This window comes from Pectinatus cerevisiiphilus (genome assembly GCF_004341685.1).
GTDB classification, from domain to species: Bacteria; Bacillota; Negativicutes; order Selenomonadales; family Selenomonadaceae; genus Pectinatus; species Pectinatus cerevisiiphilus.
Map to the genome: position 1 here is coordinate 115,096 of NZ_SMAA01000002.1, position 15,739 is coordinate 130,834.

The following is a 15,739-nucleotide window of genomic DNA, read 5'->3' on the forward strand; positions in this document are numbered from 1 at the left end:
CAAGTAAATTTGGATGGTGCAATCTGTATAGGTGACTCCGTTATGCTGGGGTCAGCAAAAGAAATTAGGCAAGTTTTGCCTGCCTGTTATATTGATGCGGAAGTATCCCGCTATGTGGGCGGCGCTCTTGACGTAGCAAAGGATCTAGACGCACAAGGAAAATTAGGTAATATTGTTGTTATTGCTTTGGGCACCAATGGGCCGATTGCAGGGCAGGAACGCTATGAAGTGCAAACTAGAGAATTATTGGCATATCTGGGAAATGAAAGACATATTTTCTGGGTCAATGTTTATTGTCCAAACTTGACATGGCAAAATACTAATAATGAATATTTAGAAAACATGGCTAAAGAGCATAGTAATGTAACAATAGTTGATTGGTATAGCCTAATTTCAAATCATCCTGAATGGCTTGTAAATGACCATATCCATCCCAATGATGAAGGAACCGTCCAATATGCAAAATTGCTTCATGATACTATGGCTCAAACATTGGCAGTGCAAACCGAATGATCAGTTGCAGTAGGTGTTTAAAGTATAGAAAGATGGATAAAATGGTTATATATAAAGAGTATTATGGGAATTGGTAACATGAATTTGTATAAGATGTTTTATGTAAGGAAATGATATGGATAAATATTGTAGGAACTGCGGGGCAAAATTATCAGATTCAAGCAAATTTTGTTCTGAGTGTGGAACTAGAGTTAACAATACAGTCGATTCCAAGAGTGACTTTATAGAGACGGATATAAGCGGTAATAAAAAACGTATGTTAATTATGGCAACAGTATTAGTGGCTATTTTAGTAATCATAGGTGTTACAGTTGGTATATTTTGGTATGAAAAGACTAATGACAGTACGCCAGCACCTCAACCAACTGTGGTTGAACAAACCACTGGAACACAAAGTACTCCAGAGTCCCAACCAGAAACTCAAGATTCTCCACCAGAAGAAAATATTCTCGATGCGACACAAAGAATTCTTTCAGGAGCATTAAGGCCAGAGCAAAAGGTAATAGCTTCTACTTTAGGGCATAATGAGAATGGATTTTTGGCATTAGTGAATGACAGTCATGGCAACTATAAGTTTATTATTTATGATAAAAATAATGATAGAATTGCCAAGGTCTATTTTTCAATGAAAACGTATAATTTTTATATTCAAAAATCATATAATACATTTGATCCGCTCATATGTTTATTAGAAATAGATGATGATGTACGTGATAATGATGAAGGTCTAGGTATTTGGAATGGTTCAAAACATACCTTTCCGATATATGCTCTTTTTAAAGTGGATCAATTGGGAAATGTAATACCAGGTATGTTATATAGTGGTTACGGCTTAAAACCAAGTCATTACCATGAAGTTTTAAAGGAACAGAAAAATGTCGATATGGTTAATTTATTATTGACTGAGATGAAAACATTACATCAGTATATTGATGAGCACAATGTTTCAATTCCAGCATCGAATTGATTGAGTAGCAAAATGGTATTTAACTGTTAGAGAAAATAATGGACGTCTTATTAGAAGTGGGTATTATATGCATTTTCATAAATTGTTTTTGGTTCTACACTATGTGTTGGGGTAAGCAAAAATTCGGTTCTATACTAAATGTTGGGGTAAGCAAAAATTCAAGCTTACTCCAACATTATTTTTTTCACTTAATTATGATATTGAATAAATAAGCATTATAGAGGAAACAAATGATTTCATTTTTCTGATATCATTCTATATTATGAGGTGAGCACAATGTCTGCTAGATTAGTGCGAATGATCGGATTGCGGATTGTATATTACAGAAAAGTGCAAGGATATATGCAGCAACAATTGGCACAAAAAATTGACATAAGTTATAGTTGTTTAGGAAAAATAGAGTGTGGCAGATTAAAAAATTGTGCATCATTACCATTATTAATAAAAATTGCTGATGGATTAGATATTAAACTAATTGATTTATTAAATGAGAATAATAAAATTTCATAAATTGAGTATGTATAAGGTTATATTAAAAGCTTTTATTTCTAAGAGTTTTTATTTAAATATTTATCAAAGGGGGACTGAATTATTATGAGTAAATTTTGTCCAAACTGTGGAAAGCCATTACAAGAAGGTAAAATATTTTGTCCAAGTTGTGGTACAAAGGTAGTAATGAATTCATCAGTAGATTCACTTCCAAATAATATTGAAAATGCGGTATCTACATCAGTAACGCATTTTCAGTCTCAAGCAGAAATGGTGTCTATTAATAATGGGGTACCAAAACAAAGTTTATTTGGAAAATTTTTATCTTGGCGTGGACGTATTAGTAGAGGCGATTGGATCATAAGAAAAATTATTATTTTAATTATTCTTATGATATCTATACTTGTTCCTATGGTTACTATTTCTAGTATAGTGTCAGATGGCAATACAGGAATAAGCAATGTACTTCCATGTGTATTAATTGTTTTAGTTCCGTTTTGTTTTCTTTCATCGATAGCATTGGATATTAAAAGATGCCATGATACCGATAAATCAGGTGATTTTTTGTGGGTAGGTTGTATACCATTCTATGGATGGATAAAAGTTCCTCTTTGTTTATGGTTTAAACATGGTACAACAGGAGCTAATAAATATGGACCTGATCCTTTAGCATAGGAGCAATTAATATGAATGCCACAAAATGTGCTGCGTGTAATAGAGAAATAAATATGAATTCTAAATTTTGCCCATACTGTGGTGCCAACCAAACTGGGGTTAGTAATAAAACAGTAATACCATCACCTACTAATACTGATGTACAAGAATCATTTGAATTTGTAAAATTAAAAAAATGGCTTGGGGTAACTCGGTATGGAAAAAGTGTGACTCAGATTGAACTAAATGGTAATATAATGAATATTTATCAATATCAAATATTGGATCCATTTATTAAATATGGTAAAAAAAATTGGCAAATACCTATATCTGATATTCAAGATATTTTTAGTGAAAAAAAAGTAAATATTATTGGGATTGTTATGGTTATCTTATTAATCTTTTTTTCACGTAGTGATTTTCGTATATTATTAGCTATAATTCTAGTAGTGCCTTTTCTTAGAAGTCGTAAAGTAAGTATAAGAACGGGGAATACAGTAATTCCTTTTAACGTGGATTTGAAAGATGATAGTTTTAAAAAATTTGTAGAAATGCTAAGATATAAAAATAGAAATTTCAAATTAAATGAAATGGCATGAAATGAAATGTTAAGTATGAAGGGCGGTTAATGTGGTCTTGATAGTTACACATAAATAAGCAAATAATAATGACCAATGGTATAGAAAATAGATTTGAAGTATACAATTGGGAATGCTTTAAAAATTTATGTTACTTTTATATTTTTATGAAAAATTATAATTATTTTTTAGTATTATAATCTGGGCGATAGATATTATAGCTAAACATTGAATTATAAGTATAATATTTGGTCATTTCTTTACTTTTACAGGCAATAGCTAAAATATAAAAAATGTAATTTTAAAGTGATTATGGATAATCACAAAGTTTATCAAAGGAAGTGTAATAATGTCGAAAAAATGTTCGAAATGCGGCGCTATATTGGAAGATAATAGTGCCTTTTGTACTGAATGCGGTGCCCAGACAGAGAAAACAGATAGTAATGAGGTTAATTTTCAGTCCAATAATAAATTAAATACTCGTAAATGTCCTAATTGTGGCGCAGCTTTACAAGATGACGACATTTTTTGTACTGAATGCGGTACGAAAATACAAGATAAAGCTAATACTAGTGATAAAATTAATCATTCTGAAACAAATAATAATCTAATAAGATGTCCTAATTGTGGTGCAGCTTTACAGAGTAATGCTGTTTTTTGCACTGCATGTGGTACAAAAATTCAAGTAGGACCAGCAAATAATAATGCAGGTCAGGCTAATAATATGAACAATTTTACATATACTAATAATACTCCACCTAAAAAATCAAACTTAAAAAAAGGTATTAGTATCATTGGGACTGCAATAGTAGTAATTTTATTTATACTGAGTAGGGCAGGCGTATTTAACGATAGTGATACTCATACCAATTCAGGTAGTAGTATAACAGTAAAAGCTGAAGATATGGCAAATGACTATATTCGCGATCAAAGTAGTGCAGAAAGTACGTATAAAGATAAAAAAGTAAAAATTACGGGTCAAGTTATTAATAAAGCTCAATTCTTAAATAATCAGGATTATGGCGTGACAATATTCTTTAAAGAAAGTGGAGGAAAAACTTATTCCATTATTGTCGCTATAGATAATAAAAATGTTGATGATGTAAATAAACTTCATGAAGGAGATTTTGTATCGGCTGAAGGTACTTGCCTGGGCATAGTAAAACAGAAAGATCCAACAGATATTACCATACAAATTATGGGAGATAAGATAAATAAATAGGGGAAAGTTATTCTGCCTGATAAAGTTAATCGAGTATATATAATGCAGAGTCACATTTATATAGTTTTATACGAAGTTAATTGTGTCAAATTGTCGGGTATAAGAAAATTTATAAAAATGTGTTCGATTTATAGCATATATAAACTATGCATAGAGAATATTATGGTAATTGGTAACATGAATTTGTTTAAAATGTTTTATATAAGGAAATAATATGAATAAATATTGTAGAAACTGTGGAGCAAAATTATTAGATTCAAGTAAATTTTGTCCTAAGTGCGGAATCGTTGTTGATAATAATACAATAGTTTCTCAGCATACTTGTTTAAAGACAGGCATGAGTGATAAAGAACGTATGACAGTTATAGTAACTGGGGTAGTGTCTATTTTAGCAATTATAGGTATTGCAGCTGGTATATTTTGGTATAAAAAAACTGGTGCCAGTATATCAACACCTCAACCGGTTGTGGCTGAACAAGCTACTGGAACACAAAGCACTCCAGCGTCCCAACCAAAAACTCAAGAGTCTCCACCAGAAGAAAATATTCTCGATGCGACACAAAGGCTTCTTTCAGGAGCATTAAAGCCAGAGCAAAAGGTAATAGCTTCTACTTTAGGGCATAATGAGAATGGATTTTTGGCATTAGTGAATGACAGTCATGGCAACTATAAGTTTATCATTTATGATAAAAATAATGATAGAATTGCTAAGGTTTATTTTTTAATGAAAACGTATAATTTTTATATTCAAAAATCATATAATACATTTGATCCACTCATATGTTTGTTAGAAATAGATGATGATGTACATGATAATGATGAAGGTCTAGGTATTTGGAACGGTTCAAAACATACCTTTCCGATATATGCCATTTTTAAAGTAGATCAATTGGGGAATGTAATACCAGGTATGTTATACAGTGGTTACGGCTTAAAACCAGGTCATTACCATGAAGTTTTAAAGGAACAAAAAAATGTTGATATGGCTAATTTATTATTGACTGAAATGAAAACATTACATCAGTATATCGATGAACACAATGTTTCAATTCCAGCATCAAATTGATTGAGTAGTATTATTACTGTTTAACTAATATACATTAGGCCAAGCGGCAGAATGGTCTTTAACTGCTGGAGAAAAGTTATGAAAAAAGTAATGTTTGTCTTATTAGGATTATGCATTATATCATTATCACAAATTGCTTTTGCTAATCCTTATCCTAAGTATTTAAATGGTGATACAAATTTTGTTATGTGTCTTGGACATAATGGTACCGGTTGGTATGTTGATAAAAGTTCATTAGAAGTAGAAAAATACGCTCCACCGCAGTATATAATAGCAGTTAATGTTGTACGAGTTGATAATGTAGATAAGGGGAATATAGATATATCTGATATACAAACATTACGGTTTTTCTATAATTATAATTTGAGAAGAATGTATGTAGATCAGGATGGTAACTCAGATTGGAGTTATATTAATCCAGATAAAGGAATAGGTGCTACAGCCGTTGATGAAGCAGGTGAAATGGCATTTGAATTAGCTTATAAAATTAAATTTTATAATAAATCTATTTATGAATAAGTTATAAAATAATAAGAAACTGGATAGAATATAATAAAGTTCGCAAAAAGGAATAGGAAAAACCATCGGTAACTCCGAAAAAGATAAGTGACCAAACAAACCTAAAAGGAGTTGAAAACCGATGGCTCATACTTATTCTAACCTACCTTTAGAAAAAATGCTACTACAATTCATGACCGAAGATGATCCAATGCTTGCTATGCTCAAGTGGCTTTGTGAAAAGCTCATGGAAACTGAAGTGAATGCAAAAATCAATGCTGCTATATTTCCTCCGGAGTATTGTAATTCAAGCTTTGATGAAGCCGCTTTTCATTGTAATAGCGGATATATTCATTGATGCCGATACGGGCTTGTCTTGGTGATTCATATTCTTTTGGATACACATTCTCGTATTTTACGGTGCGCCATAAACGTTCAATGAAAATATTATCATAGGCACGTCCACGATGATCCATACTTATTTTGCAACCAGCATCAATAAAAATATTCGTGTACCGTGGGCTGGTAAAATCACTGCCTTGATCACTGTTCATAATTGTTGGTGTTCCTATTTGTAACGCTTTTCGACTCGTTTCTAGTACGAACTCGATATCCATCGTATCATCTAACATTCAAGCAATGACATACCGTGAATACCAGTCAATAATGGCTGTCAGATACAGCCATGAAGAACGAATGGGAATATATGTTATGTCAATACTCCAGACTTGATCAGGATGCTCTATTGATAAGCCTTTTAGTAGATACGGATATATAGGATTTTGTGGATTGGTGCGGCTGGTATTCTGACGAGGATAAATAGCCTGTATGCCCATTTGCTGCATATGTCTCAATACTGCTTTATGATTAATGTGAATGCTTTCATAACGGTTTAACCATGCGCATATGCGGCGATATCCAAACTCTGGATGTGCTGTGTATATTTTATCAATATGTCGTTTAATTTCTAAATCATTGGTATCTGGTAATCTGTGTCGGTAGTATAACGTAGTTCTATTAATTGACAGCAGGCTGGCCTGCTCGACAATAGGAATATCTGCACCAGACCAATCAACCAGTGATTGCCTTGCAGCCGAAGAAAAATCACAGACCAGATTTTTTTTTTCAACCACTCATTTTGAGTAGTCAGTTTGCCAATTTGAGCATAAAGTTCGTCAATTTCGGTCTCGTGTTCTTTTTTCTCTTTACGTTTCTGGGCAGCATCGTTTTCAAAAACAGATGCGAGTCCTGCAATAGCTTCGTTTTTCCATCTTGAAAGCATATTTGGATGAATGCTATGTTCTGAAGCAATTTCGTTGAGCGTACGTTCGCCTTTTAAGACTTCAAGAACCAGTTTTGCTTTTTCGTTAGGTGTGTGTGGATTACGTTTCATAAGAATGTCTCCTTCATCTAAAATATTAGTCAATACCTAACTTAAAAACAACTGATTTTTTGTCTTAATTTATGGGTTCATTATATTTTGCACCAATAGATTTCCGTAAAATTGCCTCTACCAATATGCTTGAGCGGCTCAATCGGGAAATTCGCCGACGGACAACCGTTGTAGGAATTTTCCCCAGTATGGATTCTTATATTCGACTAGTTGTGACATATCTGATCGAATATAGTGAAGACTGGTCAATGAGCCACTGCTATATTAATCCAAATATACTACAACAGGTTAAAGAAAAAAGACAAAATCGGTTGCTTAATTGCTTCGGGGGTACCTTAGATTTTGCGAACTACTATTGACATTAGCAGAAACTGTTATTATATAGGAATAGATAATGACCGCAGACATTATTCAGTAATCAGGTATATTTTCCGGTAAAACAAAAAGGCTTCCGAAATTTCGGAAGCCTTGATTTTCTATATGGAGCTGGCAATAGGATTTGAACCTACGACCTGATCATTACGAATGACCTGCTCTACCAACTGAGCTATGCCAGCAGACAACGTATATATCATAATTGAAAGAGCGTTTTTTGTCAAGAAAATATTAAAACGACAATCCATATTCATATCAGTCTACTTTAGAAAAAGTTAGGCTGTGAAGGATTGCCGCTTGTTTAGAAAACGATAACAAAATAGGATAAAATATTAAGCCTTAAGTTTAGCAATTACATCCTGTGTTACGTCTACTGTACCATAGAATACAACGGAGCTATCGAGAACTGCATCAAGGCCTTTTTCTTTAGCTGTAGCGTCAACTGCTTTAGAGATATTATCGCGAATTGGCTGGAAAAGTTTGTTCTGTTGTTCAGTAACTTGTTGGTTTAATTTGTCGAAAAGGTCTTTTTTGCCTTTATCGTCAAGTGAAGCCGATTTTTCGTTAAATTCGTTTTGAGCCTTTTGACGTGCAAGATCAACAGCAGCGTTAGTGGTTTGCATATCAGGATAATTTGCAATGACTTCGCTCATGTTTACAGAACCAAGCCCAGCAGCTGATGCCTGTGCCGGTGAATAAGCTCCGTAAATGCATATAGCGAATACGACTGCAAAGATAATGCTGAAAAATTTGTTCATGATTCATGACCTCCATTTAGCTATTTATAGCATATTTTTATGTTAGCAGAACTATAGTTAAGTGTACGTTATCAGTTTGTATTTAGCAAGTTTTTTTTCTATTTAGGGAAATTTTCTTTGATTTGGTGCAGGTTTATATAGTAGGTTTCATAAATAAAGAAAGTAGAATTGAAAATGACACTGTAAATAAAAAATGTTATAATATTGGTATAATTTTTTGAGGATGATGAGATGAAAGCTGTAATTTTTGATATGGACGGAGTTATCGTGGATAGCGAAACCATTCACATTAAAATGAAGATACAGGCTTTAAAAGAATATGGTATAGAGTGCTCACCAAAAGAATGCATGGCATATTTTGGGCGTTCTTCCAATGCTTTTTTTAGTGATTTTATAAAAAAGGCATCTGCGGATATTCCTTTACAAGAGATTGTTGCGCGGAAACACCAGTTGTTTTTGCAATATGCGTCTGATAATGGGGCGGTAGAGCCTATCGATGGGGCATTAGACCTTATTAAAGAACTTCGTAGTAAAAATATACCTTTAGCTTTGGCTTCTTCATCTGTGCGTTATAATATAGAATGGTTTTTGAAAAAATTTGGTGTTTTTGATTGCTTTGATGTTATCTTGAGTGGTGCAGAATTGACGGAGAGCAAGCCAAATCCTGAAATATATTTATTGGCAGCGCAAAAACTTGGCATAAAACCTCAAGAATGTGTAGTTATAGAGGATGCTGAGGCTGGTATAAAAGCGGCAAAAAGCGCGGCATGTTACTGTATTGCGTACTGCAATCCGGCATATAAAGACTGTGGACAGGATGCTTCTGCGGCTGATATGCGGGTAAATTCTTTGAAGGACATTTCCATAGAAAAAATAATGAATATATAAACTTTGGAGGAGTATATTATGAAAAGTTTTGAATATTGCTGTCCTACTGAGATTATTTTTGGTAAAGATGCAGAACTAAAGGCAGGAAAAAAGATAAAAGCATGCGGAGCTAGTAAAGTGCTTGTGGTATATGGCGGCGGCAGTGTGAAAAGAAACGGTCTTTTAGATAGAATAGGTACAAATCTGACTACTGCTGGTTTGCAATATATAACCTTGGGCGGCGTGAAACCAAATCCTGTTGTGTCTTTTGTGCGTGATGGAATAAAGTTGGCTTTACGGGAAAAAGTGGATTTTATTTTGGCTGTGGGTGGCGGCAGTGTCATTGATACTGCGAAGGCTTTAGCACATGGAGTGGCTAATAGTAAATATGATATATGGGACGATATATGGCAGAAAAAAGTAGAAATTCATAAGACTACGCCATTGGCTTCTGTGCTGACTTTAGCTGCAGCGGGAAGTGAAACAAGTGATTCAGCTGTTTTAACCAATGAAGAAACAGGGCAGAAACGCGGTTTAAGTATGGTACTTAATAGACCTAGAATGGCTTTTATGAATCCGGAATTGACCTATAGCGCACCTAAATTTCAAGTGGCTTGTGGGATTGGCGATATCCTTATGCATACGCTGGAACGTTATTTCTCCAAGGATAAGGATAATTATATGACAGATTTCATAGCAGAAGGTTTGTTAAAAAATGTTATTGCTTTCAGCCATGATGCATTGGAAAAAGAAAATGATTATTTGTCCAGAAGTGAAATAATGTATTGCGGCAGCTTATCCCATTGTGATTTGACGGGCTTAGGCAGGCAAAAGGATTTTAGTGTCCATAAACTAGGACATGAATTGAGCGGTAAATTTGACGTAACACATGGTGCTTCACTCACAACTATGTGGGCATCGTGGGCACGTTATAGTTATAAAACAGACATTGCACGTTTTGCAAGACTGGCTAATGTCCTTTGGCAGATAGATGAAAAGGACGCGGAAACAGCTGCACTTAAAGGGATTGATAAAATGGAAGAATATTTTCATTCTATTGGTTTGCCGACATGCTTTAGTGAACTGGGAATTGGTGTCCAGGATGAAAAGAATATCAGCTATCTGGCTGATATGTGTACTGATGGTGGCAGTAAAACGGTGGGAAATTTTAAGCCGATTGCCAAACAAGATGCGATTAACATGTATAAAATGGCTAATCATTGATATTTAGGAGCGATTGCTATAAAAGATAGTAAATGTTTATTATGTCCGCGTCACTGTGCCGTAAACCGCAGTCAAAATGAACGAGGTTTTTGCGGGGCAGGAGCACAAGCTAAGGTGGCGCTGGTCAGTGTCCACAAATGGGAGGAACCGTGTATATCAGGCAAAAATGGAGCCGGTACGGTGTTCTTTTCTAATTGTAATCTAAAATGTGAGTTTTGCCAGAATTATACGATAAGTGCTCAGGGGTACGGTATTTCAGTAGATGTAGCACGGCTGGCAGAAATTTTTTTAGAACAGCAGCAGAAAAATGTGGAGTGTTTGGAACTTGTGACGCCGACACATTATGCACCAGTGGTAATAGAGGCCTTGAAGAGGGCACGTGCTGCTGGTTTAAAGCTGACTGTGGTTTACAATACAAATGCTTACGAATCCATTGCAGTTATTGACCAACTTAGTACATATGTAGATGTGTTTTTACCGGATTTAAAATATTTTGATGATGCTGCGGCGCAAAAATATTCTCATGCGCCAGATTATTTCCATTTCGCTGCGGCCTCTATAAAAAGGATGGTTGCGGCTGTCGGACCACTGGTGATGGAAAATAATCTTATGAAAAAGGGCGTTTTAGTAAGACATTTAATCTTACCCTGGCTGTATAAGGACAGTATAAAAATAGTGGAATGGCTTTGGTCAACGTTTGGTGACAAGATTTATATAAGCCTGATGAGTCAATATACCCCAGCGTATAATGCAGCGGCCTTTCCTAAAATTAACAGGAAACTCACCACCTTTGAGTACCAAAAGGTAGTGGATACTGCTCTTGCGTTAGGCATTAAAAATTGTTTTGTTCAGGAAAAAAGTGCTTCTTCAGTGGATTTTATTCCTGTTTTTGATGGGAGTGGAGTCCTGCGGGGTAAGATGCAAAAACAAGGAAATACAAAGTCAGTGTAATTTATCTTTAGGAAGTGAAGCTATGCCAATAAAAATACCTAATAATTTACCAGCCGCCCAGATCTTGGATAATGAAAATATATTCGTCATGGATGCTGAGCGTGCATATAAACAGGACATACGTCCTTTGCGGATTCTTATTTTAAATTTGATGCCGCTTAAGACAGTTACCGAAACACAGGTACTGCGACTTTTAAGTAACACACCACTGCAAGTCGAAGTGGATTTTATATATACACAGTCTTATACACCAGCGCATACTTCAATGGAGTACTTGACAGAATTTTACGGAACGTTTGAAGATGTGAAGGATAAAATATACGATGGTTTTATTATGACAGGTGCTCCTGTAGAACAAATGGAATATGAAGACGTGGCCTACTGGCAGGAAGTCTGCCAGATAATGGAATGGACAAAAACACACGTGTTTTCTTCTTTTTATATTTGCTGGGGTGCACAGGCAGGACTTTATTATCATTATAAAATACCCAAATATCATGTGGAACCCAAAATTTTTGGCGTTTATAAACATCATTTGCTGGTTGAAAATGAAAAACTTTTTAGGGGCTTTGATGATGAATTTTATGTGCCGCATTCACGCCATACAGAAGTTCGGCGCAGTGATATCGAAAAGGTACCAGAACTGACACTTTTGGCAGAATCAGACAGCCGGTGCGGTGTATATGCAGTTGCCAATTTACAGAAACGGCAGTTCTTTATAACGGGACATGCTGAATATGATCCGCTTACTTTAAAATGGGAATATGACCGTGACGTTAGCGCAGGGCTTGATATTCAAATTCCCTGCAATTATTATCCTAATGACGATCCATCGCAAAGGCCTGTGGTGAAATGGCGCAGTGTGGCAAATTTATTATTTGCCAATTGGCTCAATTATTATGTATATCAGGAAACGCCATACGATTTGTCTAAGTTGCAGAATGTTTCCGAGCACTGGAGTAATGGTATTCGTGAGATTTGATATATAACATATTTTATACGGCAAAGAAAAAGGCTTCCTATGTTCATTACATGGGAAGCCCTTTGTCATGTTTTATTTATGTGGTTTTATAAGTCTTTATAAAATTTCTAATTGACTAGCTATACCCATTTCAAAATCATGGATACTTTTGTAGGTGCTTTCTATTTGGCTGCGAATGGCATTATCTGTATAAAAAGCAGTATGGGGTGTCAAAATTACGTTTGGAAAAGACCGTAAAATAGCTAAATCATGATTTTTTATAATGGCGCCGATTTTATTTGAAGAGTAAAAGTCTTGTTCGTTTTCTAATACATCAAGGGCGGCACCACCAATTTTTCCGCTTTCAATTCCTTGGATTAAGGCTTTGCTATCGATCAGAGCACCGCGCGCTGTATTTACAATGATTACCTTATCCTTCATTTTTTGGATGGTCACCGCGTTGATCAGGTGATAGGTGTCTTGGGTAAATTGGGTATGGATAGAGATAATATCACATTCAGCTAAAAAAGTATCAAAGTCAACATATGTGGCATAGCGTTTTGCTTCTTCGTTTTGATGGACACTGTAAGCCAATAAACGAGAGCCAAAGCCATGTAAATGTTTCAATACTGTACAACCGATTCTCCCTGTGCCAAGTACACCAATTGTGCATTGGGACAGCTCCCGGCCTATTTTACCTCTTAGCGTATAATTTTGCAGTCTGGCCTGATCTATAATTTGGACAATATTTCTGCAGACCATGAGCATCATTAAGATGGCATAATTGGCAACGCTGTCTGGTGAATAGCGGGCGTTGCTGACTCTCATGCCAAGCTTGTGGGCGTAGGTTATATCGATATGCTCATAACCTATTGAGCGGGTAGAAATATATTTGACACCCAATGCATGGAATTTATCTAATAAGGGCGCATCCATACGGCATGGAATAATGCTGATCGCGTCACAGCCTTTAGCCAAAGCTGTATTTTCCAGAGTAGGAAACGCTGCTGTAGAGGTGTATTCGTATCCATAGGATTGGCTAAAATGGTCAAAATATTGTCTTTCGTCAAATTCTCTTAAGTTGTAAACAAATAATTTCATGCTTTTCCCCTAAAAAATTAAAATTTGCTAAAAGTAGTTTCCTAATTGAAAGGCAAAATATAATCTAATTTGAATTATGAATGCTTATGAGAGCATACCGACTACGCTGAGGATAACGGGCATTGTGACCAAGCTGGAAACAGTCGATAGGGACATAACTTCGCACGGAAAGCCAACGTCTTTATGTGCCATTTTTGAAAATAATACGGAAAAACCTGCAATCGGGCAGGCTGCCGGAATTATGCTGCAAAGGAGAAGTTCACCGCGTATGCCTATTGCATAGAGGAAAAAGAGCAAAGCAAAAGGCAGTATCACATTACGCATTATGACACCTAACCATGAATGTACGTTGGTAAATAATCTATTGAAGGATATCTGTGTCATGGTAGTGCCAATTATAATCATTGAAAGTGCTGTATTTAATTGCGCAAGATATTTAACGAATAAATAAATTGGACCGGGAAGTGTGATAGAAGAACAATAAAGAATCAAACCAACAATTGACACAATGATATTTGGATTTAAAAATGCTTTTAAGATAGATCTTTTGCTGATTTTTCCAGAAAAAAGCATGGCACCATGTGTCCAGATAAAAAAGCCATAAACGGTATTATAAGCTGAGCCGTAGAATAAGCCAGTCGTTCCAGCTAGGGCGTCTAACAAAGGGAAACCCATAAAACCGGTGTTGGAATAAGTACCGGAAAAACGCAAAACATTTCTTTGGTGCTCATCGGGGAACATTTTTTTGTTGAAGACGAGTGTTGAAACGAGAATATTAAAAATGTGGACACCAAAAGTTATAGCACACATGATGATAAAATTAATCATCATACTGCTTGTAAATTTCATCTGGAATGAGTAAAGAATGGCACAAGGTAGAATAATGTAACATAACAGCGATGTCATCTGGTAAGAAGTCTTTTGGTCAATCTTACCAGTCTTTGAGAGAATAAAACCAAGCCCCATAAGTAAAAATAATACAAAAACCTGAGTTATCATCGTTAAAATAGCCATTCATTTTCCCTGAATGCAAAAACATAAAAATAATATGTATTGTGTAGCGCAGGATGTCCCTCCTTAAAAATAGATTATGTATAGATAAATAAATAGAATAAAATACGATTATCATTATCATAGTAGCTACTTGTTTAGTCACTAGAATTATGATAATCTTTTTGTATACCTATGTCAAGTATTTGGTGTTATACTGTCTACTATATTAGAGATAGAAAAGGATTGGAAATTATGGATACTGATATTTTAGCTGTACTACAAAGACTGGATTTTACAGAGTACGAGGCGAAAGCATATTTGGCATTGCTTGAAAAAGCACCTCTTTCTGGATATGCAGTTGCATTAAATTCCGGTGTACCGCGGTCAAAAGTATATGAAGTTTTGGGTGGATTGGAAAAACGGGGAGTGGTATTGGTAAACCATGAAAATACAGCATTATATTCTCCACTGCCACCGCAGCAATTGCTTGCCAAGAAAAAACGCTATGCTGAAAAGTGCTTTAGCATAGCGGAAAAGACTTTGAAAAATTATCCTGTAGTGTTGCGGCATAGAGAAAACATATGGGACATTAAAGGATCTGGAGCGATTATAAATAAGGCTGAAGAAATTATTGATAGAGCCAGACATCGAATACTGTTGGAGATATGTCCGGAAGAGGCTGAGATTGTCAAGAAAAAGCTTAAAATGGCTGCCAATAGAGGTGTAGAAGTTACCATCGTTGCGCTTGGGGAAGTATCGTTAAATTTTGCACATGTATATTCACATGATTCCATAGATAAAATATATGCAGAATATGGCGGACGATGGCTTATACTTAGCGTTGATGATAAAGAAATATTGGCAGGTATTGTTTCCTTAGGGGCAGAAAGCCGGGCGGCTACTACCACACATCCGGGGTTAGTAATGCCAATCACGGAGGAAATTATTCACGATCTTTATATTGGTGAGATATTAAAAAAGCATCGTGATATTCTTGAAGAAAGTTTTGGCCCGGATTTGGTGAACCTGCGCAAGAAATATAATATGGGACCGGAAGCTGTAAAGCAATGGCTTTCAATTCTTTAAATTTATTGCTTACAGCTGAAGTTTAAAAGGTATAGTTTTTATG

The 15,739-nt window shown here is 35.3% G+C and carries 19 protein-coding genes, 1 tRNA gene and 3 pseudogenes; 15 read left to right on the forward strand and 8 right to left on the reverse strand.

Features of this window, described 5'->3' with window-relative positions; all coding sequences use genetic code 11:
- The first annotated feature begins 42 nt into the window (after positions 1–42).
- The 9 genes and pseudogenes from EDC37_RS12490 to EDC37_RS12495 form a co-directional block, all read left to right on the forward strand.
- Positions 43–513: an SGNH/GDSL hydrolase family protein gene (locus tag EDC37_RS12490; RefSeq protein WP_231040151.1), complete on the forward strand. Its 471-nt coding sequence runs from the start codon at positions 43–45 to the stop codon at positions 511–513.
- Between the two features lie 115 nt (positions 514–628).
- The gene (locus tag EDC37_RS01670; protein WP_132547274.1) at positions 629–1,480 is read left to right on the forward strand and encodes a zinc ribbon domain-containing protein; all 852 of its coding nucleotides are present in this window, start codon (positions 629–631) and stop codon (positions 1,478–1,480) included.
- Between the two features lie 276 nt (positions 1,481–1,756).
- Positions 1,757–1,990 carry a helix-turn-helix domain-containing protein gene (locus EDC37_RS01675; protein WP_132547276.1) on the forward strand — a complete coding sequence of 78 codons (234 nt, stop codon included), beginning with the start codon at positions 1,757–1,759 and terminating at the stop codon, positions 1,988–1,990.
- A gap of 84 nt (positions 1,991–2,074) precedes the next feature.
- Entirely contained in the window at positions 2,075–2,644 is a 570-nt protein-coding gene (locus tag EDC37_RS01680) for a DUF805 domain-containing protein (RefSeq protein ID WP_132547460.1), read from the forward strand.
- Positions 2,645–2,655: 11 nt separating this feature from the next.
- Positions 2,656–3,222 (forward strand): zinc ribbon domain-containing protein, encoded by a 567-nt coding sequence (locus tag EDC37_RS01685; protein WP_132547278.1) that lies wholly within the window; start codon positions 2,656–2,658, stop codon positions 3,220–3,222.
- A gap of 328 nt (positions 3,223–3,550) precedes the next feature.
- Positions 3,551–4,423: a zinc-ribbon domain-containing protein gene (locus EDC37_RS01690; RefSeq protein ID WP_132547280.1), complete on the forward strand. Its 873-nt coding sequence runs from the start codon at positions 3,551–3,553 to the stop codon at positions 4,421–4,423.
- A 214-nt stretch (positions 4,424–4,637) separates the two neighbouring features.
- Complete coding sequence (locus tag EDC37_RS01695) at positions 4,638–5,489, forward strand: zinc ribbon domain-containing protein (protein WP_132547282.1); 852 nt, start codon at positions 4,638–4,640, stop codon at positions 5,487–5,489.
- Between the two features lie 78 nt (positions 5,490–5,567).
- Positions 5,568–6,008 carry a hypothetical protein gene (locus EDC37_RS01700; protein ID WP_132547284.1) on the forward strand — a complete coding sequence of 147 codons (441 nt, stop codon included), beginning with the start codon at positions 5,568–5,570 and terminating at the stop codon, positions 6,006–6,008.
- A 121-nt stretch (positions 6,009–6,129) separates the two neighbouring features.
- Positions 6,130–6,267 (forward strand): annotated as a pseudogene (locus EDC37_RS12495) (IS256 family transposase); the annotation flags it as partial.
- 1 nt (position 6,268) lies between these two features.
- Here EDC37_RS12495 and EDC37_RS12345 read toward each other — a convergent pair.
- From EDC37_RS12345 to EDC37_RS12355, 4 genes and pseudogenes are all read right to left on the reverse strand, one after another.
- On the reverse strand, positions 6,269–6,604 hold the full coding sequence (locus tag EDC37_RS12345; protein ID WP_207900814.1) for an integrase core domain-containing protein: 336 nt from the start codon (positions 6,602–6,604) through the stop codon (positions 6,269–6,271).
- A gap of 15 nt (positions 6,605–6,619) precedes the next feature.
- Positions 6,620–6,832: a DDE-type integrase/transposase/recombinase gene (locus EDC37_RS12350; RefSeq protein WP_207900817.1), complete on the reverse strand. Its 213-nt coding sequence runs from the start codon at positions 6,830–6,832 to the stop codon at positions 6,620–6,622.
- 21 nt (positions 6,833–6,853) lie between these two features.
- A pseudogene (locus EDC37_RS12645) lies at positions 6,854–7,042 on the reverse strand (IS3 family transposase); the annotation flags it as partial.
- Positions 6,955–7,380: a transposase gene (locus tag EDC37_RS12355; RefSeq protein WP_207900815.1), complete on the reverse strand. Its 426-nt coding sequence runs from the start codon at positions 7,378–7,380 to the stop codon at positions 6,955–6,957. The gene EDC37_RS12355 and the pseudogene EDC37_RS12645, both read right to left, overlap by 88 nt.
- An 86-nt stretch (positions 7,381–7,466) precedes the next feature.
- Here EDC37_RS12355 and EDC37_RS01710 point away from each other — a divergent pair.
- Positions 7,467–7,739, forward strand: a pseudogene (locus EDC37_RS01710) (transposase); the annotation flags it as partial.
- A gap of 122 nt (positions 7,740–7,861) precedes the next feature.
- Here the strand turns inward: EDC37_RS01710 and EDC37_RS01715 are convergent.
- Together EDC37_RS01715 and EDC37_RS01720 are read right to left on the reverse strand one after the other, a co-directional pair.
- Positions 7,862–7,937 (reverse strand) — tRNA-Thr (locus tag EDC37_RS01715).
- A gap of 150 nt (positions 7,938–8,087) precedes the next feature.
- Positions 8,088–8,513, reverse strand: coding sequence for an OmpH/Skp family outer membrane protein (locus tag EDC37_RS01720; RefSeq protein ID WP_132547286.1), 426 nt, complete (start codon positions 8,511–8,513; stop codon positions 8,088–8,090).
- A 231-nt stretch (positions 8,514–8,744) separates the two neighbouring features.
- Here EDC37_RS01720 and EDC37_RS01725 point away from each other — a divergent pair, with 231 nt between their 5' ends.
- The 4 genes from EDC37_RS01725 (at position 8,745) to metA (ending at position 12,537) form a co-directional block, all read left to right on the forward strand.
- A complete protein-coding gene (locus tag EDC37_RS01725; RefSeq protein WP_132547288.1) occupies positions 8,745–9,401 on the forward strand; it encodes an HAD family hydrolase in 657 nt (218 codons plus the stop codon).
- A gap of 18 nt (positions 9,402–9,419) precedes the next feature.
- Positions 9,420–10,604, forward strand: a complete 1,185-nt coding sequence (locus tag EDC37_RS01730; protein ID WP_132547290.1) for an iron-containing alcohol dehydrogenase — start codon at positions 9,420–9,422, stop codon at positions 10,602–10,604.
- Between the two features lie 114 nt (positions 10,605–10,718).
- Positions 10,719–11,555 (forward strand): radical SAM protein, encoded by an 837-nt coding sequence (locus tag EDC37_RS01735; RefSeq protein ID WP_243642153.1) that lies wholly within the window; start codon positions 10,719–10,721, stop codon positions 11,553–11,555.
- A gap of 22 nt (positions 11,556–11,577) precedes the next feature.
- Positions 11,578–12,537, forward strand: a complete 960-nt coding sequence (gene metA / locus EDC37_RS01740; protein WP_132547294.1) for a homoserine O-acetyltransferase MetA — start codon at positions 11,578–11,580, stop codon at positions 12,535–12,537.
- 96 nt (positions 12,538–12,633) lie between these two features.
- Here the strand turns inward: metA and EDC37_RS01745 are convergent, their stop codons facing one another.
- A complete protein-coding gene (locus tag EDC37_RS01745; RefSeq protein ID WP_132547296.1) occupies positions 12,634–13,617 on the reverse strand; it encodes a D-isomer specific 2-hydroxyacid dehydrogenase family protein in 984 nt (327 codons plus the stop codon).
- Positions 13,618–13,701: 84 nt separating this feature from the next.
- Complete coding sequence (locus tag EDC37_RS01750) at positions 13,702–14,631, reverse strand: AEC family transporter (protein ID WP_132547298.1); 930 nt, start codon at positions 14,629–14,631, stop codon at positions 13,702–13,704.
- A gap of 231 nt (positions 14,632–14,862) precedes the next feature.
- Here EDC37_RS01750 and EDC37_RS01755 point away from each other — a divergent pair, with 231 nt between their 5' ends.
- Positions 14,863–15,696: a TrmB family transcriptional regulator gene (locus tag EDC37_RS01755; RefSeq protein ID WP_132547300.1), complete on the forward strand. Its 834-nt coding sequence runs from the start codon at positions 14,863–14,865 to the stop codon at positions 15,694–15,696.
- Positions 15,697–15,739: the final 43 nt, after the last annotated feature.